The organism is Erythrobacter sp. 3-20A1M, from assembly GCF_018636735.1.
Lineage (GTDB): Bacteria > Pseudomonadota > Alphaproteobacteria > Sphingomonadales > Sphingomonadaceae > Alteriqipengyuania.
This window is the reverse complement of record NZ_CP045200.1, coordinates 70,335-89,841: the sequence shown is the minus strand read 5'-3', so window position 1 is coordinate 89,841 and position 19,507 is coordinate 70,335. Positions and strand designations below refer to the sequence as shown.

Here is a 19,507-nt window from a genome sequence, read left to right as displayed (position 1 = left end):
CCGCCGCGTTCCCCTAGGGTCGCGACCCCAACCGCCGACGACCGACAGGATTTTCGCAATGCCCGCCTACCGTTCCCGCACCTCCACCCATGGCCGCAACATGGCAGGCGCGCGCGGGCTGTGGCGCGCGACGGGAATGAAGGACGAGGATTTCGGCAAGCCGATCGTCGCCGTCGTCAATTCCTTCACCCAGTTCGTGCCGGGCCATGTCCACCTGAAGGATCTGGGCCAGATGGTCGCGCGCGAGATCGAGGCGGCGGGCGGTGTCGCCAAGGAATTCAACACTATCGCGGTCGATGACGGGATCGCGATGGGCCATGACGGCATGCTCTATTCGCTGCCGAGCCGCGACCTGATCGCCGACAGCGTCGAATACATGGTCAACGCCCACTGCGCCGATGCGATGGTGTGCATCTCCAACTGCGACAAAATCACGCCCGGCATGCTCATGGCGACCATGCGGCTCAACATCCCGACCGTGTTCGTCAGCGGCGGGCCGATGGAAGCGGGCAAGGTCGTGGTGAAAGGGCAGGAGCGCGCCCTCGACCTGGTCGATGCGATGGTGGCCGCGGGCGACGAAAGCTACACCGACGAGGAAGTGGCGAGCATCGAGCGCTCCGCCTGCCCGACCTGCGGATCGTGCAGCGGCATGTTCACCGCCAATTCGATGAACTGCCTGACGGAAGCGCTGGGCCTTTCCCTGCCCGGCAATGGCTCGACCTTGGCGACCCATGCCGACCGCAAGAGCCTGTTCCTGCGGGCCGGGCGGCTGGCGGTGGCGCTGTGCAAGCGCTGGTACGAGGAAGACGACGACAGCGTCCTGCCGCGGACCATCGCGGGCAAGACCGCGTTCGAGAACGCCATGAGCCTCGACATCGCGATGGGCGGCTCGACCAATACCGTGCTGCATTTGCTCGCCGCGGCGCACGAGGCGGAGGTCGATTTCACCATGGCCGACATCGACCGGCTCAGCCGCCATGTCCCATGCTTGTGCAAGGTTGCGCCCGCGAAGTCCGACGTTCACATGGAGGATGTCCATCGCGCGGGCGGGATCATGGCGATCCTGGGCGAACTCGACCGGGCGGGCCTGCTCGATACGGCGGTGCCGACGGTCCACAGCCCGACCATGGCCGACGCGCTGGACGATTGGGACGTGGTGCGCACCGGGCAGCCGACCGTGCACGATTTCTACCGTGCGGCGCCCGGCGGCGTGCCGACGCAGACCGCCTTCAGCCAGGACCGGCGCTGGGACGCGGTCGATCTCGACCGCGAGGCCGGGGTGATCCGCTCCCGGGAACATGCCTTCAGCCAGGATGGCGGGCTCGCAGTGCTTTACGGCAACCTCGCCGAGGATGGCTGCATCGTGAAGACCGCGGGCGTGGACGACAGTATCCTCACCTTCCACGGCCCCGCGCGGGTGTTCGAGAGCCAGGACGCCGCCGTCGCCGCGATCCTGACCGACCAGGTGCGCGAAGGCGACGTGGTCGTCATCCGCTACGAAGGGCCGCGCGGCGGGCCGGGCATGCAGGAAATGCTCTACCCGACCAGCTATCTCAAATCGAAGGGGCTGGGGAAGGATTGCGCGCTCATCACCGACGGGCGCTTTTCCGGCGGTACCTCGGGCCTGTCGATCGGCCACGCCTCGCCCGAAGCGGCGGAGGGCGGCACGATCGGGCTGGTGGAAGAAGGCGACCGGATCGAGATCGACATCCCCAATCGCACGATCAATCTCGCGGTGGATGCCGCCACGCTGGCGAAACGGCGCGAGGCGATGGACGCTTCAGGCTGGAAACCGGCCGCTCCGCGCAGCCGCAAGGTCTCGGTCGCCTTGCGCGCCTATGCCGCGATGGCGACCAGTGCGGCGAAGGGAGCGGTGCGCGACGTGACGCGGATCGAGGACGCATGACCGGGCGCGGTCGCTTCGGTTCCATCGCGCTGGTCGCGCTTGCGCTGGCGGGCTGCGACAATTCGTCGGCGGGCGATGCCACGGGCCTGTCCGCCGCGATAGACAACGCCAATCCCCCATTGGAATGCGCTCCGTCGGGTGCACCCACCTTCGCGCCCGACTGTACGCTGGAGCGGGTGGGATCGAGCGACCACTGGCGGGTGACCAACCCCGATGGCAGCTTCCACCGGCTGGACAAGGGCGACAGCCCGAGCGGCTATGTCGCCGCCGCGGGTGTCGATCGTGGGTCGTCCGAGATCGCGGGCGATTACATCGTGATGACCATCGGGCGCGACCGCTATCGCTGGCCCGCCCCGAAGAGCCGCAATGCCCGCTGATCCGGTCCTCACCGCGAACGAAACGCGCCAGGCCGAACAGCGACTGGTCGAGCAGGGCATTTCCGAGCGCGAGCTGATGCAGCGTGCCGGCGAGGGCGCGGCGCATTGGGTCTGGCGTCTCGCCGCCGGTCACGCGGTCACGGTACTGTGCGGCCCCGGCAACAATGGCGGCGACGGCTATGTGATTGCCGCAGAGCTGGCGCGGCGTGGCGGCGAGGTGCGCGTGGTCGCGCCGCTCGATCCCTCGACCGACACGGCAAAGGCCGCGCGGGAGGATTGCCCGGTCGATGTCTCTTGCGATGCAGACGGCGCGAACGGCGCGGTGTTCGTCGATGCGCTGTTCGGCAGCGGACTTTCGCGCGCGCTCTCCGACGATTTGCAGGCGCTACTCGCGACACTCCACGAAGCGCACGACCACGCCGTCGCCATCGATCTGCCGAGCGGGGTGGAAACGGATCGCGGGCACTGCCTGAACCGGGTGCCGGAGTACGACCTGACCCTCGCGCTCGGCGCGTGGAAGGTTGCGCATTTCAGCGGCGAAGGCGCACTTAAGTCCGGCGCATTGCGACTAATCGATATCGGGGTCGAAGTTATCGCCGAAGGCGGAAAGCTCGCGCAGGCACCGTCTTTTCGTGCGCCCGAACCGGACGCCTACAAATACACCCGCGGCTTGCTGGCGGTTGTCGGTGGGGAGATGCCGGGCGCCACGCTCCTCGCCTCGCGTGCGGCGATGGGCGCGGGAGCGGGCTATGTGAAGCTGCTGGCGAGCCACTCCCATCCCGACGTCCCGGCGGATCTCGTGCTGGACGAGAGCGACCTGTCCGAGGCGCTGCGGGACGATCATATCCGCGCGATCCTGGCGGGTCCGGGTCTGGGGCGGAGCGCGCGATCGCGCGAGCGGCTGGCGGCGGTTCTCGGCACGGGGGCGAGAGCGGTACTGGATGCCGACGCGCTCCATCTGCTCGATCCCGACATGCTCGAAGGGGTGGACGCCACCCGCCTGCTGCTGACCCCGCACGAGGGCGAACTGGCGAAGCTGTGCGGAGCGTTCGAGGTCGATGGCGATACCAAGCTCGACCGCGCGCTGGCGCTCCATGATGCGATCGGAGCGGCGGTGCTCGCCAAGGGGCCGGACACGCTGCTGGTGGCCGATGGCGATACGCTGTTCTTCCCGCGTGGGCCGAGCTGGTTGTCGGTCGCGGGGACCGGCGATGTGCTGGCGGGCACGATCGCGTCCCGGCTTGCCACCGGTGACAGCATTACCGACGCCGCGACGGCTGGCGTCTTCCTCCAGCACCGAGCCGCGACGCTGGCCGGTCCGGCCTTTTCCGCACGGGATCTCGCCGAGGCGGTGCAGGAGGCGTTCGCGCAGTTCCTGTGAGCGGCGGGGAGGAGATCGTCCGCATCGCCGCCAAGGGCGATGGCGTGACCGCGAGCGGTACGCATGTGGCGGGCGCGGTGCCGGGCGACCGCTTGGGCGAAGACGGGGCGATCGTGCCCGGGCCGCACCATGTCATGCCGCCCTGCCGCCACTTCGCAACTTGCGGAGGGTGCCAGTTGCAGCATGCCGACGAGCGCGCGCTGGCCCAATTCGTCATCGACCGGGTGGTGTTGGCGGCGCAGGGGCAGGGGATCGAGGCCGAGCTGGTCGCCCCGGCGCATCTTTCCCCGCCTCGAAGCCGTCGCCGGGCCACGCTGCACGCGGCACGCGCGGGCAAGCGTGTCGCCATCGGTTTTCGCGAGGCGCGCTCCAACCGGATCGTCGACATGGCCGAATGCCATGTGCTGCGGCCCGAACTCTTCGCGCTGGTAGAGCCTCTGCGCGGCCTCTTGTCGCGCTGGGATCGCCTTGCCGTAGATGTCGATCTGACCATCACCGACCGGGGTATCGCCTGCGATATCCGCGGTCTCGCGCCCGATGGACTGGCGCAGACCGAGGCTCTGCTCGATTTCGCGCGCGACCATGCACTCGCGCGCCTGACGGTGGACGATGGGGCCGGGCCGTTGCCGCAATGGGAGCCCGAGCCTGCCACCGTCACGCTCGGCGGCGTTCCCGTCGCCTTGCCAGTCGGTGCCTTCCTGCAGGCGACGCAGGACGGTGAGGCGGCGCTGGTCGCGGCGGCGCGCGACTGGCTGGGTGAAACGAAGACCGTGGCCGATCTGTTTTCCGGCCTCGGCACCTTTGCCCTCGCGCTGGCGGGACCGGCGAAGGTGCTGGCGGTCGAGGCGGCGCGCGACGCGCATCTGGCGAACCAAGCGGCGGCGCGGGCGCATGGACGGCCGGTGTTTGCGCAGCATCGCGACCTGTTCCGCAATCCGTTGTCGGCAGAGGACCTCGGAAAGTTCGACGCGGTGCTGCTCGACCCACCCCGTGCCGGGGCGCGCGAGCAGGTCGACCGGATCGCACAAAGCACGCTGTCGCGCGTGGTCTATGTCAGCTGCAATCCGGCGAGCTGGGCGCGCGATGCGCGGCGGCTGATCGAGGCGGGCTTTACGCTGAAGGAACTGCGTCCCGTCGGCCAATTCCGCTGGTCGACCCATGTCGAGCTGGCGAGCCTGTTCGTCCGCTAGGCGCGCAGCATCTCCAGCAATTGCGCCTCCAGCCAGTCGCGCGCGTGGGGCTCGACATAGGCGTGGCTTGCACGCTCGCAGCGGCGGATGCGCGGATCTTCTGCGTCCCAGCCGCTTTCGAACACCTGCGCGGTACTGTCGGCGGTGGCGAGGAGGATTGCGGTCGGCCCGTCGAAGGCGGAAAGCCCGGTCGCCATGCGCTGCGCCAACCCGCCGGGCGCGGCGACGGGCCGCGCGGCCCGCACCAGCCCGCGCGCCAGCTTGCCCAGATCGACCCCGCCGGTGGCCAGGCGGCGCAACTCGGCCGGGTTGGTCAGCTTGGACAGATAGCGCGCGCGGCTCGCGTCGGGTGGTGGCAGGGCATCCTGCTGCTGTGCCGTTTCCTCGATAGTCCACGGGTTGGACAGGACCAGCGCGTCGCACCCTGCGCCACCAGCCAGCATCAGCGCACTGGCCGCGTCGCCATTGCCGAAGGCGACGACCCGCGAAACCTTGGGCGCGATGCCGCGAAAGGCGTCGATCGCGGCGCGAATGTCGTCCGCGCTCTTCTCGAAACCGCGATTGGCGCCGCTGCTGTCGCCGACCCCCCGCCGGTCGTAGCGAAAGACGGGAAATCCCTGCGCCGCGATACGCTCGGCGAGGTGCGCCTGGCCGGAAAAGGCACCCGAGCGGACTTCGTTGCCGTCACTCACGATCAGCAGACCGCTCGCCTCGCGCCCGCTGTCGAGCGTTCCGGCAAGCGTCTCGCCCGCGCAGGGGAAGGTGAAATGCAGGCGGCTCACTCCGGCTTCTCCGATGACCCCGGATTCTCGGAAGAAAGCGTATGGGTGATGATGGCGACCAGCGCGTCGGCCTGGTCGGAATCGGTATCGGGCTCGGCCCGCAGCCAGAGCGGATTGCCGCAGATATCGCTCTGAGCGATCGTCTTGCGCACCGGGTCGGGCGTGTATTCCGCGCCTTCGAGTTCCGCGAACAGTGTCGGTCCGAGCTGCCACCCGGCGAGCTCGACGCCCTCCCTCCGACCGGTTTCGGCGATCGCATCGGAGCTTTCCTCGCGCCCCGCCTCCCGCGCGGCGATCGTGCGCGCACGGAGCATCCCGCGCAGCATCTGGCGACCGCCGATCGGGGCGTAGTCCCATCCGGGCAGGCCATCCGGCACCAGCAACGCGCCAGCGCGCACGGCGAGCGCATGGGAAGTCCCAAAATGCCCGGCCGCGCTCGCCATGGCGGAGCGCCAGCCGGACAGCGATTGCTCGCTCAGCGGCGCGGTGCTCTCGTTCCAGCCGGGCAAGTCGGGCAGCACGCTGTCCACCCCGGCACGGCCCAGCCGGCGCATTACCGCCGCCAGTTGCGCGCGCAGCTTGTTCGCCTCATCGAACAGCGGCGGAATCACGAGCACGCGATGGGCGTGCCCGTTATCCTGGACGCGCGCCATCTCGCCGGCGGTCTCGCCGCCGGGTCGGGGACAGGGCCATTCTACGAACATGGGCAGGGGGCGTCAGCCCTCGACGACCTTCGCTTCGGCAAAGGCGAGCAGGGCGCCATAGGTTTCGAGCATTTCGCCATCGACGTCGTCGTCCTCGATCTCGATGTCGAGGCGGTCTTCGAGCTCGGTCAGCAGGCCCGCCACGGCCATCGAATCGAGTTCGGGCAGATGGCCGAACAGGCCGGTATCGGCGTCGAACCGGGCGACCTCATCGCCATCGAGGGCGAGAATGTCGGTCAGGATTGCGCGCAATTCGGCGTCCACCTTTGCGCGGCTGGCGCCGATATCGCTGTGGAGAGGATCTGTCGCCATCACAATTCCTGTTGCGCCCCGAAAACCGGCGCTCCCTAGCTGTGTCGCCGCGCCCGTGCAAGCGTATGCACGATGCGCCTGGCCAGTGGCGGCCAGGCGCGCGGGCTGCGCGGATCGAGGCAATCGAGGCGAAAACGCGGGGGAACTTCCTCCATCCTCCGCCAGCGCGACCAGCGGCCCGGCATCGCCCCTTGCAAGACATCGACGGTGTCGTGATAGCTGACCGCGATCGCATTCACGAGGCTGCTCCGAATTTCGATGACCCAATCGCCGGACCCGATGCCCAGGCCGCTCGACCATCTCGCCGAGAGGGGCGAGGGCGGTGCGCCGGCGCTGGTGTTGCGCGAGCGGACGCTTACCTACGATGACTTAAGAAGCCGTGTCGCGGCGCTCGCGGCATGGTTGCAGGCGGAGGTGGGCGAACCCGGTGCGCGGGTGGCGAGCTGGGCGGGGAAGACCGAGCTGACCTGCCTGTTGCCGCTGGCCGCGGCTCGGGCCGGGCTGGTGCATGTGCCGGTCAACCCGGTGCTGAAGCGCGGCCAGGTGGCGCATATCCTGGCCGATAGCGGGGCGGCGCTGCTGATGGGGCAGGCCGCGCGGCTCAAAACCCTCGAAGAGGGCGACGTACCCGAACCCTGCCGCGTTCTGACGGAGGAAGAGGTGTGGGGCGCGGTCGAGGCTCACGCCGGTTCGCTCGGTCCGTCCGACGCGGACACCGATGCGCTGGCCGCGATCCTGTATACCAGCGGATCGACCGGGCGGCCCAAGGGCGTGATGCTGAGCCATGCGAATATGTGGCTGGGCGCGGTCTCGGTCGCGCATTACCTCGGCATGGCGGCGGACGATGTGGTACTGGGCGTGTTGCCACTGAGTTTCGACTACGGCCAGAACCAGCTTTTCAACGCCTTGTATGCGGGCGCGAGTGTGGTGCCGCTCGATTATCTGCTGCCACGCGATGTCGTGAGGGCTTGCGCGAAGCATCGGGTGACGACAATCGCCGCCGTGCCGCCGCTGTGGATCCAGCTGACCGAGATCGACTGGCCTGAGGAAGCGAGCGGGCCGGTGCGGCGGCTGACCAATTCGGGTGGCGCGCTGACTGTGGAACTGGTCCGCGACATGCGCCGGAGCTTCCCCGATGCGCGGCTCTATCCCATGTACGGCCTGACGGAGGCGTTCCGTTCGACCTATCTAGATCCCGATCTGGTGGAAACGCACCCGACCTCGATGGGTCGCGCGATCCCCTTCGCCGAGATCATGGTGATCGACGACGAGGGGCACGTGGCCGATACCGGGGCCGAGGGCGAGCTCGTGCATTGCGGGCCGCTGGTGGCGCACGGGTACTGGCAGGATGCGGAGCGGACCGCCGAACGGTTCCGGCCAGCGCCCGCGCAGTCCCGATATGGCGGCACCGCCGTATGGTCGGGAGACCGGGTGCGGCGCGCGGACGACGGCTTGCTCTATTTCGTCGGGCGGCGCGACGCGATGATCAAGAGCGCGGGCAATCGCATCAGCCCGCAGGAGCTGGAGGATGCGGCGCGCGCCACCGGGCTCGTCGCCGAGGCGGTCGCCTTAGGGGTGAAGGACGAGCGGCTGGGGCAGGCGGTGCATCTGGTGGTACGGCCGCTGGCGGGCGCGCAGGATGCCGAGGCGCAATTGCCGAAACTGCTGGCGAAGGAGCTGCCGAATTTCATGCAGCCGCAAGCGATCCACTGGCGCGAGACGCTGCCGTTCAATCCCAACGGCAAGCTCGACCGCACCGCCATCGCGCGGGAGATAGGGGCATGAGCGTGGCGAAGCCCAAACCGCTCGGCCCGATCCCGGCGGGTTACCGGGCGATCGACGGTGAACTCGCGATCGGTGGCCGCACCGCGTCCGATCTGGTCGCCGAAGCGGGCGACACGCCGTTGTTCGTCTATTCGCGCGACCTGATTGCCGCGACGATGCAGCGCTTGCGCGCGGCGATGCCGGAGCGGCTTGGCATCAATTACGCGATCAAGGCCAATCCGCACCCCGACCTGCTCGCCTTCATGCGCGATCTGGTCGACGAATACGACATCGCGTCGGCGGGCGAGCTGGCGATCGTGCAGGATGTCGGGATCGATCCTGCCATGGTCAGCTTCGCCGGGCCGGGCAAGCGCGATCGCGAACTGGAGGCGGCAATCGCGGCGGGCGTGACGCTGAACCTCGAATCGGAGAACGAGGCCCGGCGCGCGCTGGCCATCGCCGACCGGCTGGGAACGACGCCGCGCCTGGCGATCCGCGTGAACCCCGACTTCGACATGAAGGGATCGGGCATGAAGATGGGCGGTGGTGCGAAGCCGTTCGGCATCGACGCGACGCGCGTGCCCGCGCTTGCTCGCGATATCATCGCCGCTGGGGCCGACTGGCGCGGCCTGCATATCTACACCGGGAGCCAGGCGCTCTCCGCCGACGCCGTGATCGAGACGCAGGCCAACGTGCTGGCGCTGGCCCATGCCATCGCGACCGATATCGGCGGTCCGTTGCCCAAATTGAACATGGGCGGGGGGTTCGGCATTCCCTATTTCGCGGGCGACGAACCGCTCGATATCGACGCTGTCGGCTCCGCGCTAAAGGAGCGGTTCGACGCGCTGCCCGATACGCTGGCGGACACGCAACTGTGCATCGAGCTGGGGCGCTATCTCGTCGGTCTTGCGGGCGTCTATCTCACCCGGATCGTCGACCGGAAGGACAGCCATGGGGAGACCTTTCTTGTAACCGATGGCGGGCTGCATCACCAGCTCGCCGCCTCTGGTAATTTCGGCACGGTGGTGCGCCGCAACTATCCCGTCGCGATCGCCAGCCGCTTCGCTGCCGAGCTCGAAGAGGTGGCGAATGTTGTCGGGTGCCTGTGCACGCCCCTCGACCGGTTGGCCGAGCGGGCACAATTGCCGGTGGCACAGGTGGGCGACCTCGTCGCCGTGTTCTGTGCCGGTGCCTATGGCGCGACCGCGTCCCCCGCGCAGTTCCTCGGGCAGGGGCCGGCGCGCGAGATCCTCATCTAGGGGGTTCCCTTCGTTAACGCTTATCGCCCCGCCGTTCATGTGCCCGAACCCGGTCCGAACTAACCGGATATTCACCCTTTTCCCGCAGATACCGCGTGCTTCGCGTCCGCTTGTCGCAATATATCGAGAACCCCATCGTGTCCGTTGGGGCCGGGACCAGACCACCGCCTCCGCCCTGTCGGGCCTGCGCTATGATTTCTGAAACCCGCAAGGGAGACGACGATGTTTGACGATTTCTATGGTCTGACCGGGCGCCCGTTCCAGCTCACGCCCGACCCGGCGTTCTATTTCGAGAGCGCGACGCATCGCAAGGCGCTGTCCTATCTCGGCTACGGCATGGCGCAGGGCGAGGGCTTCATTGTCATCACCGGCGAGATCGGGGCGGGTAAGTCCACTCTCGTCGCGCACCTGACGAAGAAGATCGATCCCGAACAGATGACGGTCGGGCAGATCGTCACCAGCAGCCTGGATGGGGAGGAAATGGTTCATCTCGTCGCGCAAAGCTTCGGCCTGGCGGTCGAGGGGCGCGACAAGGCGAGCGCGCTGGGCGAGATCGAGGCTTTCCTGCACGAGGAAGCGCGGGCCGGGCGCCGCTGCCTGCTGGTGGTGGACGAATCGCAGAACCTATCCAGCGAGGCGTTGGAAGAGCTGCGGATGATGTCGAACTATCAGCTCGGCTCCCACCCGCTGCTCCAGCAACTCCTGCTGGGTCAGCCCGAGTTCAAGGCGATGCTCGCCGATAGCGACCGGCTGGAGCAATTGCGCCAGCGAGTCATCGCCACGCATCATCTGGGCGCGATGCAGCGCGAGGAGGTGCGGCCCTATATCGAACATCGCCTTAAATGCGTCGGCTGGCAGGGCGAACCCGCGTGGGACGACGACGTGTTCGCCGGAATTTTCGCCGCGACGGGTGGTATCCCGCGCCGGATCAACCAGGTCGCGACGCGCCTCCTGCTGCTCGGCGCGGTCGACCAGCGCACCCGCATCGACGCGGCGATGCTGCGATCGGTTTTGGAAGAGATGGACAGCGACAACAGCCTGCCCGGCGCGGCGGAGACCATGCAGGACAATGAGCGCGATACGCCGGGCGGATCGCGCGAACCTGATCCCATCCAAGACCATGCGGAAAGTGAAGAGCCCGCCGAACCCGAAGACGACGGTATCTTTGCCGGCGGTTTCGCGCTCGATGCCGACGCCTTCGACGATCTCCAGCCTGCGACCTATCGCGGGTCGTCGCCTTCCGCCGACATTGCCCGGCCGTTCGAGAAACCGGTGGAGGCTCGGGACGAAGCGCCTGTCGAAGATCAAGACGACGATGCATCGCCCACCGAGCAGCCAGTCCCGTTCGCCGTGGTCGCCAGGATGGAGCCGGAACCTGCGGCCGAACCCGATACGGGGCGCGAAGACCGCGATGCGCTGCTGAAGCGTATCGAAATGCTCGAGGCGCGGCTCGAGGAGCAGGAGCGCGGCGTCAGACACGTCATCGCGCTTCTGATCGAATGGCTGGAGGACGGCGCGCGCGAAGCCGCCTGACCTCTCCCGGTTGCCGACGGCGGCATGGCATTGCGGGTGAGCGATAATGTCCACTGCGCGCTGCCCTATCGCTTGGCCAATGGCCTATTGCGCAGAACAACCGCGAGGAGCGCCGCCCGGCGGGGTTCTGCTTCCACTCATGGGAGCCGATTCCTGCCAGCGCACTTGTCCAATGCGCCGCTCCGATCTCGCCTGCAGAAGCCGAACGCCTCCTGCCACGAATCACTTTAGGTTAATTTCGCACAATTTTTTTGCCTCCTTGGCCGTCGTTTGGTAACAATTGCGTGGAAGCGGTGATCCAACCGGGGGCGCAGATGGATCAAGCAGCACGTGAGTTCGATAGCCGGTCCGGCATGGATCCGGAGCAGGAAGATCCTGCAGAAGCGGGCGGACGCTCGGTCTTCGCCGGGTGGAGCGAGCCTGTTCCGGAAGGGTTGTTCGAACTTTCCGAACTGGATGTGTTCTACGAAACGGCGAGCCAGAGCCTGTGGACTTTCATGCGGCCGGACGGACGGGCGAGTTTCACGCCTACGATGCTGCACGATTTCGAACGGTGGCAGCGCCTGATCGGCGAAGGGTTCGGACCGGGCAAGGTTCCCTTGCGCTTCCTGATCCTGGGCAGCCGCGCGCCCGGCGTGTTCTGCTATGGCGGCGATCTCACACTGTTCCGGAAACTGATCCTCGAAGGCGATCGGGCCGGGCTGGTCCGCTATGGTCATCGCTGCTGCGAGATCCTCCACCGTAATATCCACACGCTCGGCATCCCGATGCTGACCGTGGGGCTGGTGCAGGGCGCAGCGCTAGGCGGTGGGTTCGAAGCGCTGCTGTCGTTCGACTATATCATCGCCGAACGCAGCGCGACCTTCGGCCTGCCCGAAATCATGTTCGGCCTGTTCCCCGGCATGGGCGCGCACGCGCTGCTCAGCCGGATGATCGGCAGCGCGATGGCGGATCGCCTGATCGTGTCGAACGAGACCTTCACGGCGCAGCAGATGTACGATCTCGGCCTCGTGCACCACATCGCGGAGGATGGCGAGGGGGTGGAAGCGACCCGCGCCTTCGTCAAGAAGTCGGATCGGCGCCATGCGGGGCTGGTGGCCGGGCGACGTGCGATGAAGATGACCTGGCACCTCGAACTTGCCGAGCTGTGCCGGATTACGGAGCTGTGGGCGGATGCCGCCCTGCAGCTGGGCGAGCAGGACCTTCGGCTGATGGCCCGGCTCGCCGCAGCGCAGGAACGGCGCAAGATCGCCTAGCGGGCGTCGACCAGAATCACCTCGGCATCGTCGAGCGCCTCGACGGTCAGCTTTTCCTCACCGGTCACGGCAATGCCGTCGCGCGCACTGGCCTGCTGGCCGTTGACGGCGATCCTGCCCCTGGCAGCGACGAGATAGACGTGCCGGTCGCCGACGGTGGTCCATTCGGCGCTCTGCCCTGCGCGCAGCGTGGTTGCCGCGACGCGCGCATCGGCGTTGATCGGCAGCGTTTCGTCACCGCTACCGGCTTTGGCCGCGAGAACCTCGAATCCGCCCTCGCGCGTCGAGGAGGGGAATTCGCGCTGGCTCCAGCCCGGCTTCTCGCCGCGCCGGTCGGCTTCGATCCAGATCTGGAACAGCGTGGTGGCCTCGTCTTCCAGATTGAATTCGGCATGGCGGATGCCGGTACCCGCGCTCATCACCTGCACGTCGCCCGCTCCCGTTCGCCCGCGATTGCCCAGCGAATCCTCGTGCGTGATCGCGCCGGTCCGGACGTAGGTGACGATTTCCATGTTGTCGTGCGGATGCGGCGGAAAGCCGCTCTTGGCCGCGATCGTGTCGTCGTTCCACACCCGGATCGCGCCCCAGCCCATGCGGGCGGGGTCGTAGTAACCGGCGAAGCTGAAATGGTGATGCGCGTCGAGCCAGCCGTGATTGGCCGCGCCGAGGCTGTCGAACGGTCGTATTTCGATCATGTCGGTAGTCCCACATCGGCGGGGTTGCCTGTCCGCCGGAACGGGTGGGAGATGGGAAGCGGCGCGGCCCCCGTCAATCGCTGCCGTGGCCAAGTGCCATGTATTGCGGGCTCTGCATTTCTTCCAGCCGGCTGACCGTGCGTGCGAATTCGAAACTGCCGTCGCCATCCGGGTAGAGGTTCTCCGGCTCGACCGCGGCAGTGGCGAAGAACTTCACCTTCAGCTCGTACAGCGCGTCGACCAGCTTGGTAAACCGGATCGCCTCGTTGCGCCGGTCCGCGTCCATCTGCGGAATGCCGACGACGATCACGGTATGATAAGCACGCGCGATGGCGAGATAGTCCGCCGCGCCGCGGTTTTCACCGCATAGCCGCTTGAAGCTGAAGACCGCCACGCCCTTCAGACTCTTGGGCACGTGTAGGCTGCGACCGCCCCCGAGGTCGAGATCGGCGGAGGGGACATGCGCCGCGTCTTCCGGCTTGTAATCGGTCAGGCGGAAGAACGCCTCGCGCACCTGCTCGGTCGATGCTTCACCCAGCGGCGTGTGCCAGGTGTCGAGTTCGCCCAGCCGGTCCAGCCGGTAATCGGTCGGCCCGTCGAGCGCGACCACGTCCAGCTCCGCCTCGATCAGATCGATGAACGGCAGGAATAGCGAGCGATTGAGCCCGTCCTTGTAGAGATCGGACGGCGGCCGGTTGCTGGTGGTGACGACCGTCACGCGTTCGTCGCGGATCAGAGCGGTGAACAGCCGGCTCATGATCGCTGCGTCGGCGGTGTTGTTGACGACCATCTCATCGAAGGCGAGCAACCGCACGTCTTCCGCGATCCGCTTCGCCACCGGGGCGATGGGGTCGCCGCGTTGCCCCTCGCGCTCCTCGCGGATCATCGCGTCGACTTCGAGCATAAAGGCGTGGAAGTGGACCCGGCGCTTGGCCCGCATGTCGAGCGTTTCGAAGAACAGGTCCATCAGCATCGACTTACCGCGCCCGACGCCGCCCCAGATATAGAGCCCGCGCGGCGGCTGTTCCGGGCGATGCAGTAACCGCCCGAGCGCGGATCGCTTCACGCGGCTGCTCTCGAGTTCGCTCTGAAGCGCCTCCAGACGCTCCGCCACCGCTCGCTGACCCGCATCGGCGCGCAGTTCGTCCGCGGCGATCAGCGCCTCGTATCGGCTCAGCATGCCGCTCATCTTGGCGGCAGTTTCCTCACGATACCGGAATAGGCGGCGACGATATCGTCGTCCTGTTCGACCGTGCCGCGAACGAACAGCAGCCGGCCGGTCTCGCGCATCACTTCGCTGACCGCATCCAGCGGGCGATTGGGATCGCCCCCGCCGATGAACTGGGTGGAGATTTCGAGGGTGACCGACGGACCTGCGTCACTGCGCCCCAGCGTGTGGAGCGTCGCGAATAGGGCGATGTCGATCAGGCCCTGCGTCGCCGCGCCGTGAACCATCCCTTGCAGGTTCTCGTGGCGGCGCTGGGGGAACATGCGCAGGCGGCATCGTTCGTCCTCGCGCCGCACGATCAACCGGCCGAGCACCGCCGTATTGAACAGCGTCTCGTCCCGTAAATTCCACTGGTTCCAGCCCGGATGGTCCGGATCGGGACCGGTTTCGAACGCGTCATCGGCAATCGCCAAGTTACATCTGCCGTTCGACCATCATCTTCTTGGTCTCGGCGATCGCCTTCGCCGGGCTCAGGCCCTTGGGGCAGGCGTTCGCGCAATTCATGATGGTGTGGCAGCGATAGAGTCGGAACGGATCCTCCAGATCGTCGAGCCGCTCGCCGGTCATCTCGTCGCGGCTGTCTGCGAGCCAGCGATAGGCCTGGAGCAGGATCGCGGGGCCGAGGAACTTGTCGGAATTCCACCAATAGCTCGGGCAGCTGGACGAGCAGCAGGCGCACAGGATGCATTCGTAGAGGCCGTCGAGCTGCTCGCGCTGTTCGGGGCTCTGGAGCCGTTCCTTGCCGCTGGGCGTCGGGCTGACAGTTTGCAGCCAAGGGCGGATCGAGGCGTATTGCGCGTAGAAATGGGTGAAGTCGGGGACCAGATCCTTGACCACTTCCATGTGGGGAAGGGGGGTGATGCGGATGTCGCCCTTCAGATCCTCGATCGCGGTGGTGCAGGCGAGCCCGTTCTTGCCATTTAGATTCATCGAGCACGAGCCGCAGATGCCCTCGCGGCAGGAGCGGCGGAAGGTCAGCGTCGGATCGACCTCGTTCTTGATCTTGAACAGCGCGTCGAGAACCATCGGGCCGCAATTGTCGAGATCGAGCTCGAACGTGTCGTACCGGGGATTTTCGCCGCTTTCCGGATCGTAGCGATAGATCTTGAAAGTCTTGATCCGGCCGCCGCCCTCGGCCTTGTGGACCTGCCCCTTGCCGTTGACCTTGGAATTTTTCGGAAGAGTAAGCTGCGCCATGAACAATCCTGTTTTCGCTTCGGTGCCTATCTAACGATTGTGCCGCGCTGCACAAGGCGTTCGGGGTGCGTGCGCGAGGGAACTGTCGCGCGTGTTTCCCCGTCTATTCCCGTATGGCGGCGGCGAAACATGATTTGGAAAGCGCGGCAGTGTTCGGGGCAAGCGGCGGGATCGGGCGCGCGTTGGTCGCAGCGCTGGCCGAACGCGGGGTTCAGCGTATTCATGCCGGATCGCGCAGCGGCGAGGGACCGGGCCTCCCCAGCGTCGCGCCCTTTCGCTTCGATCTGGAGAACGAGGACAGCATCGCTGCGGCGGCGCGCACGATGGCCGACGATCCGCCGCGCCTCGTGATCGTTGCCAGTGGCGTACTCACCCTGCCGGAAGGGCGGGGGCCGGAACGCAGTTTTCGCCAGCTCGACGCGGACGCGATGGAGCGAGTGTTCCGCATCAATACCATCGGCCCCGGGCTCATCGCGAAGCATGTGCTGCCGCTTTTCCCGCGCGAGGGGCGTAGCGTGTTTGCCGCGCTGTCCGCGCGCGTGGGTTCGATCGGGGACAACCGGATCGGGGGTTGGCACAGCTACCGCGCGAGCAAGGCGGCGCTCAACATGATGATCCGCAACTTCGGCATCGAACTGGGCCGGACGCACAGCCAGGCGGTGGTCGCCGCGCTGCATCCCGGAACGGTCGATACCGCGCTGTCGGAGCCGTTCCAGTCCAACCTGCGAGACGGTCAGCTGACCGACGCGGGCCGGGCGGCGGAGAATTTGCTAGGCGTGATCGACGGTCTGACGCCGTCGGACAGCGGTGGGCATTTCGACTGGAAGGGCGAGCAGGTTCCAGCCTGAGACCTGAGAGATGAGAAGGGGGCGGGGCGCGGAAGAAAACTCCCGCGCCCCGGACCCGTCATTCGCCGAAGGTGCGCTGCCACCAACCCTTGCGGGCGGGCTTGGCAGTCTCGACCGTACCCGCGCTGCCTTCCGGCTGCTCGGTCGGCTCCGTCGGTTCGCTCGGCTTGGCAGCCTTGCGGGTCGACTTCTTCGCGGTTTTCGCGACGTCTCCCGCAGCCTGTTCCACCAGCGAGGTATCGTCCGCAGGCTGCTCCCCGGCAGGCTTGTCGTCGGCCTTTTTCGCGCGACTGCGGCGCTTGGGCTTGGCCGGCGCTTCGGCCTCTTCGGACTTGGCTTCGCTATCGCCGTCCGCGGGCGCATCGGCCTTCTTGCGGCGGGTGCGTTTCGGCTTGGGCTTTTCCTCCGCAGCCTCTTCGGTTGCCGGCGTGTCGGTTGCCGGTGTGGCGTCGCTCGTATCGGGAGCGGCGTCCGCCTTCTTGGCGCGGGTGCGCCGCTTGGGCTTGGCCGCTTCCTTCTCCGCCGCGTGGTCCGCCATGGCTTCCGCGGTTTCCTCGGCCCCGTCGGGACCGGCAACCACCGCCATGTCGTCCTGCACCTGTTCGGCGACCTTTTCCGCCGCTTTCTCGTTGGCCTCGTCGGTGCTCTCGTCATGCGAGCCGTCCTGGCCGCCGCGCGAACCGCGCCCGCCCCGGCGGCGACCGCCACGGCGACGCCGCTTCTTGGGCCTCCCTTCGCCTTCGTCCGAGCCATCATCGCCGTTCGACCGCGAAGTGTTGTCGTCCTCGTCCTCGCTATCGTCGTCGGAGCCGGAATGCTCGTCGTTGCCGGAGTTCTTGTTGCGGCCGCGGCCACCCCGGCGACGGCGACGCTTCTTGTTCGAGCGATCGCCCCGATCGTCGCGATCGTCGCGGTCGTCCTCTTCGTCGCGCTCGTCGGTGTCGCCGGTATCGTCTTCCTCCGGCTCCTCGTCATCGACGATGGGGTCGAATTTCGGTGCCTCGGTCGGGCGGGGGCCGGAGCTGCCCACCGTCATCTTGGCACCTTCGTCCTCGCCTTCGGGCACCACCTCGACACTGACGCCATAGCGCTGCTCGATTTCCTGCAGGTCGGCGCGCTTGGAATTGAGGAGATAGACCGCCGCCTCGGTGCTGGCCGACAGGGTGATGACCGTGCCCTTGCCCTTGGCCGCCTCGTCCTCGATCAGGCGCAGCGCGGAAAGGCCCGCGCTGGACGCGGTGCGGACCAGCCCGGTGCCGTCGCAATGCGGGCAGGCGCGCGTGGTCGCTTCCAGCACGCCGGTGCGCAGGCGCTGGCGGCTCATTTCCATCAGGCCGAAGCCGGAGATGCGGCCGACCTGGATACGGGCCCGGTCGTTCTTGAGCGCGTCCTTCATCGCGCGCTCCACCTTCCGGACATTGCCGTTCGATTCCATGTCGATGAAGTCGATCACGACGAGACCGGCCATGTCGCGCAGGCGCAGCTGGCGGGCGATTTCCTTCGCCGCTTCCAGGTTGGTCGCGACCGCGGTCTGCTCGATCCCGTGTTCCTTGGTCGAGCGGCCCGAGTTGATGTCGATCGAGACCAGCGCCTCGGTCGGATTGATGACCAGATAGCCGCCCGATTTGAGCTGCACGACCGGATCGTACATCGCCCGCAGCTGGTCCTCCGCGCCATAGCGCTGGAACAGCGGGACGGGATCGGAATAGGCCTTCACCCGGCGCGCGTGGCTGGGCATCAGCAGTTTCATGAACTGCTTGGCCAGCTTGTAGCCGTCCTCGCCCTCGACCACGACTTCCTCGATCTCGCGATTGTAGATGTCGCGGATCGCACGCTTGATCAGGTCGCTGTCCGAATGGATCAGGCTCGGCGCGCTGGAAGAGAGCGTCTTCTCGCGAATTTCGTCCCACAACCGGGCGAGATAGTCGAAATCGCGCTTGATCTCGGTCTTGGTCCGCTGGAGCCCGGCGGTGCGCACGATAAGGCCCATCGATTTCGGCAGGCTGAGATCGTTCATCACCTGCTTCAACCGCTTGCGGTCGCTGGCGGAGCTGATCTTGCGGCTGATGCCGCCGCCGTGGCTGCTGTTGGGCATCAGCACGGTGTAGCGGCCCGCGAGGCTGAGATAGGTGGTCAGAGCCGCGCCCTTGTTGCCGCGCTCTTCCTTGACGACCTGTACCAGCAGCACCTGGCGGCGGTGGATGACGTCCTGGATCTTGTAGCGGCGGCGCAGCGCCTGGCGGCGCGCGCGTACTTCGTCGACCTGCTTGGCCCGGCCGCGCTGGTTGCCGCCCTTGCCCTGGCGGCGACCGCGACCACGACGGCCGCGGCGGTTCGAGCTTTCGCCGTCGTCGTTATCGTCGTCGCTGTCGTCGTCATCGTCGCCGTTGTCGACGCGGCCTTCCTCGATGGTAGAGACCCGGTCCTTCTCGGAGGTGTCGATTTCCTCGACGCCGTCCTCGGCCAGGTCTTCGGCCAGTGCTTCGGCGCTTTCCTCGTCCTCGGCGTCGTATTCGTCGCCGGGCAGGTTGCCGTGCTCTTCGTCCTCGGCGCGCAAGCGCGCCTCTTCCTCGGCCGCTTCCGCTTCCTCGGCCAGGAGCGCCTCGCGGTCCTCCTTGGGGATCTGATAATAGTCGGGGTGGATTTCACCGAAGGCGAGGAAACCGTGCCGGTTACCGCCGAAATCGACGAAGGCCGCCTGCAGCGACGGTTCGACCCTGGTTACTTTCGCGAGATAGATATTGCCTTTGATCTGCTTGTGTTCGGCAGATTCGAAATCGAATTCCTCAATCCGGTTGCCTTTGAGGACCGCCACCCGGGTTTCTTCCTGGTGGCGCGCATCGATAAGCATGCGCGTTGCCATATTGTATTCTCCATGCGCCGGGGCGCCGGGACAGGCCCGGGGCGCGGCGGCGCGAATTTTGGGAAAGGCCGCGTCCGTCCGGAAGGGACGGCGCGGAATGCGGGAACCGCCCCGGGCGCTGCGTCGCCACGGTGCGGGGGATCGTGTCTGCGCCAGCGAATGCGCACGTCGTGTGCGCCGCTTTCCCCGCACCGATCGCCGTAATGCCTGGC

Annotated in this window: 18 protein-coding genes; 9 read left to right on the top strand and 9 right to left on the bottom strand. The window is 67.1% G+C overall.

Going from position 1 to position 19,507, the window contains the following annotated elements; genetic code table 11:
* Positions 1-58: 58 nt before the first annotated feature.
* From ilvD to F7D01_RS00435, 4 genes are read left to right on the top strand one after another with little or no spacing between them, the layout of a single operon-like run.
* Entirely contained in the window at positions 59-1,906 is a 1,848-nt protein-coding gene (gene ilvD / locus F7D01_RS00450; RefSeq protein ID WP_215228335.1) for a dihydroxy-acid dehydratase, read from the top strand.
* Positions 1,903-2,283, top strand: a complete 381-nt coding sequence (locus F7D01_RS00445; protein ID WP_215228334.1) for a hypothetical protein — start codon at positions 1,903-1,905, stop codon at positions 2,281-2,283. The genes ilvD and F7D01_RS00445 overlap by 4 nt, the downstream gene beginning before the upstream one ends.
* The gene (locus F7D01_RS00440) at positions 2,273-3,664 is read left to right on the top strand and encodes an NAD(P)H-hydrate epimerase (protein ID WP_215228333.1); all 1,392 of its coding nucleotides are present in this window, start codon (positions 2,273-2,275) and stop codon (positions 3,662-3,664) included. The genes F7D01_RS00445 and F7D01_RS00440 overlap by 11 nt, the downstream gene beginning before the upstream one ends.
* Positions 3,661-4,854 (top strand): class I SAM-dependent RNA methyltransferase, encoded by a 1,194-nt coding sequence (locus tag F7D01_RS00435; RefSeq protein ID WP_215228332.1) that lies wholly within the window; start codon positions 3,661-3,663, stop codon positions 4,852-4,854. The genes F7D01_RS00440 and F7D01_RS00435 overlap by 4 nt, the downstream gene beginning before the upstream one ends.
* Here the strand turns inward: F7D01_RS00435 and F7D01_RS00430 are convergent.
* Genes F7D01_RS00430 through F7D01_RS00415 form a run of 4 tightly spaced genes read right to left on the bottom strand, consistent with a single transcriptional unit; the run spans position 4,851 to position 6,891 of the window.
* The gene (locus tag F7D01_RS00430) at positions 4,851-5,636 is read right to left on the bottom strand and encodes a hydrolase 1, exosortase A system-associated (protein ID WP_215228331.1); all 786 of its coding nucleotides are present in this window, start codon (positions 5,634-5,636) and stop codon (positions 4,851-4,853) included. The two genes, F7D01_RS00435 and F7D01_RS00430, sit on opposite strands and share 4 nt — an antisense overlap.
* A complete protein-coding gene (locus tag F7D01_RS00425; RefSeq protein WP_215228330.1) occupies positions 5,633-6,340 on the bottom strand; it encodes a hypothetical protein in 708 nt (235 codons plus the stop codon). Before F7D01_RS00425 ends, F7D01_RS00430 begins: the two co-directional genes overlap by 4 nt.
* Before the next feature lie 12 nt (positions 6,341-6,352).
* Entirely contained in the window at positions 6,353-6,652 is a 300-nt protein-coding gene (locus F7D01_RS00420; RefSeq protein ID WP_215228329.1) for a phosphopantetheine-binding protein, read from the bottom strand.
* A gap of 35 nt (positions 6,653-6,687) precedes the next feature.
* On the bottom strand, positions 6,688-6,891 hold the full coding sequence (locus tag F7D01_RS00415; RefSeq protein WP_215228328.1) for a hypothetical protein: 204 nt from the start codon (positions 6,889-6,891) through the stop codon (positions 6,688-6,690).
* Positions 6,892-6,910: 19 nt separating this feature from the next.
* On the opposite strand from F7D01_RS00415, the gene F7D01_RS00410 reads away from it, so the two are divergent.
* The 4 genes from F7D01_RS00410 to F7D01_RS00395 all read left to right on the top strand — a co-directional run bounded on the left by F7D01_RS00410 (position 6,911) and on the right by F7D01_RS00395 (position 12,464).
* Complete coding sequence (locus F7D01_RS00410; protein ID WP_215228327.1) at positions 6,911-8,437, top strand: acyl-CoA ligase (AMP-forming), exosortase A system-associated; 1,527 nt, start codon at positions 6,911-6,913, stop codon at positions 8,435-8,437.
* Positions 8,434-9,675, top strand: coding sequence for a pyridoxal-dependent decarboxylase, exosortase A system-associated (locus F7D01_RS00405; RefSeq protein ID WP_215228326.1), 1,242 nt, complete (start codon positions 8,434-8,436; stop codon positions 9,673-9,675). The genes F7D01_RS00410 and F7D01_RS00405 overlap by 4 nt, the downstream gene beginning before the upstream one ends.
* A gap of 222 nt (positions 9,676-9,897) precedes the next feature.
* Positions 9,898-11,208, top strand: coding sequence for an XrtA/PEP-CTERM system-associated ATPase (locus F7D01_RS00400; protein ID WP_215228325.1), 1,311 nt, complete (start codon positions 9,898-9,900; stop codon positions 11,206-11,208).
* Positions 11,209-11,522: 314 nt separating this feature from the next.
* On the top strand, positions 11,523-12,464 hold the full coding sequence (locus F7D01_RS00395; protein WP_251566951.1) for a crotonase/enoyl-CoA hydratase family protein: 942 nt from the start codon (positions 11,523-11,525) through the stop codon (positions 12,462-12,464).
* Here F7D01_RS00395 and F7D01_RS00390 read toward each other — a convergent pair.
* From F7D01_RS00390 to F7D01_RS00375, 4 genes are all read right to left on the bottom strand, one after another.
* Positions 12,461-13,159: a pirin family protein gene (locus F7D01_RS00390; RefSeq protein ID WP_215228324.1), complete on the bottom strand. Its 699-nt coding sequence runs from the start codon at positions 13,157-13,159 to the stop codon at positions 12,461-12,463. The two genes, F7D01_RS00395 and F7D01_RS00390, sit on opposite strands and share 4 nt — an antisense overlap.
* A 73-nt stretch (positions 13,160-13,232) precedes the next feature.
* Complete coding sequence (zapE, locus tag F7D01_RS00385; RefSeq protein WP_215228323.1) at positions 13,233-14,348, bottom strand: cell division protein ZapE; 1,116 nt, start codon at positions 14,346-14,348, stop codon at positions 13,233-13,235.
* Entirely contained in the window at positions 14,345-14,800 is a 456-nt protein-coding gene (locus tag F7D01_RS00380; RefSeq protein WP_215228322.1) for a PaaI family thioesterase, read from the bottom strand. Before F7D01_RS00380 ends, zapE begins: the two co-directional genes overlap by 4 nt.
* Position 14,801: 1 nt before the next feature.
* Entirely contained in the window at positions 14,802-15,584 is a 783-nt protein-coding gene (locus F7D01_RS00375; protein WP_215228321.1) for a succinate dehydrogenase iron-sulfur subunit, read from the bottom strand.
* A 113-nt stretch (positions 15,585-15,697) separates the two neighbouring features.
* Between F7D01_RS00375 and F7D01_RS00370 the strand changes: the two genes are divergently transcribed.
* A complete protein-coding gene (locus tag F7D01_RS00370; RefSeq protein WP_215228320.1) occupies positions 15,698-16,432 on the top strand; it encodes an SDR family NAD(P)-dependent oxidoreductase in 735 nt (244 codons plus the stop codon).
* A gap of 58 nt (positions 16,433-16,490) precedes the next feature.
* On the opposite strand, the gene F7D01_RS00365 is transcribed toward F7D01_RS00370, so the two are convergent.
* The gene (locus F7D01_RS00365; protein WP_215228319.1) at positions 16,491-19,295 is read right to left on the bottom strand and encodes a ribonuclease E/G; all 2,805 of its coding nucleotides are present in this window, start codon (positions 19,293-19,295) and stop codon (positions 16,491-16,493) included.
* Between the last annotated feature and the right edge of the window lie 212 nt (positions 19,296-19,507).